Source organism: Vibrio sp. D173a, from assembly GCF_030248475.1.
On the sequence record NZ_JAHGAH010001071.1, the window covers coordinates 1 to 912 of the forward strand.

Annotated in this window: 1 protein-coding gene and 1 pseudogene; both read right to left on the bottom strand. The window is 45.7% G+C overall.

Translation table 11 applies throughout. The features are described 5' to 3' along the window. Positions 1 to 365, bottom strand: a pseudogene (locus KIV40_RS31350) (EamA family transporter); the annotation flags it as partial. 157 nt (positions 366 to 522) lie between these two features. Further along, positions 523 to 912: porin (locus KIV40_RS31355; RefSeq protein WP_285353204.1), on the bottom strand; the 390-nt coding region annotated here is incomplete at its 5' end.

The window sequence follows — 912 nt, forward strand, 5'->3', positions numbered from 1 at the left end:
TCTTTGAGAAACAGGCCAGAGCCAACGGTTGCGAAGAGCGGAGAGGGCATCAGTAGCGCAATGCCTTGCCAAATCGGCACGGGGTAGGCGAGTGCCCATATCCATAACTGAATACCGATAACCGACAAGAAAACACGGGTGATGTGCATTTTTAGGTTGTTGGTTTGCAGCGCTCGACGAATCCCCAACGTTTGCAAATATGGAAGAATGGCAAAGAAGGCAATGGCGTATTGAATAACAGCAACAGTGGTTGAAGCGAGCCCAAAATGAATACTGGCGATTTGGGTTAGGCTGTTAATAATGGCGAATGCAAGGCCAGCGGTAAGCATCCAGCTTGCGCCTTGGATAGGCTGATGTTGAGACATAATGTTTCTAGTTCATTGATGTGATTTACGTATGATACGGATTTAACGCAATGAAACCAGAGAAAAGCGTTGATGAAGTTAATCAGAATTATTGAATAAAACAAAAAAAAGCTGAGCAAGTGCTCAGCTTTTCTAAGGTGTCATCTAGAAGACTAGATTAGAAGTCGTAGCGTACACCTAGGCGAAGCGTGTCTTCACCTTCAGTCACAATACCCGCGGTCTTAACTTCGTCTAGACCGTTTAGGTAGTACGATAGGTAAGTGCGGAAGTTGCTGTTGAACTTGTAGTAACCCGCTAGTTCGATACCGTCAGTTGCATCAACTTTAGTACCGTTCGCTTGCTCGTTCTCTTGGTATGTGTATACCGCTTGCTTAGTAAATTTGTACTGAGCTGCAAATTCCATTGCTGTGAAAGATTTGTCATCTGTACCTGTTGCTTTGTCATCTAGGTCACCCGTAGAGTAAGTCGCAGCAAGGTATAGATTGTCTAGAGAGTAAGCCGCCCCCGCTAACACTTGGTTTGCGCTACCCGCGCCAGCACCTAGATC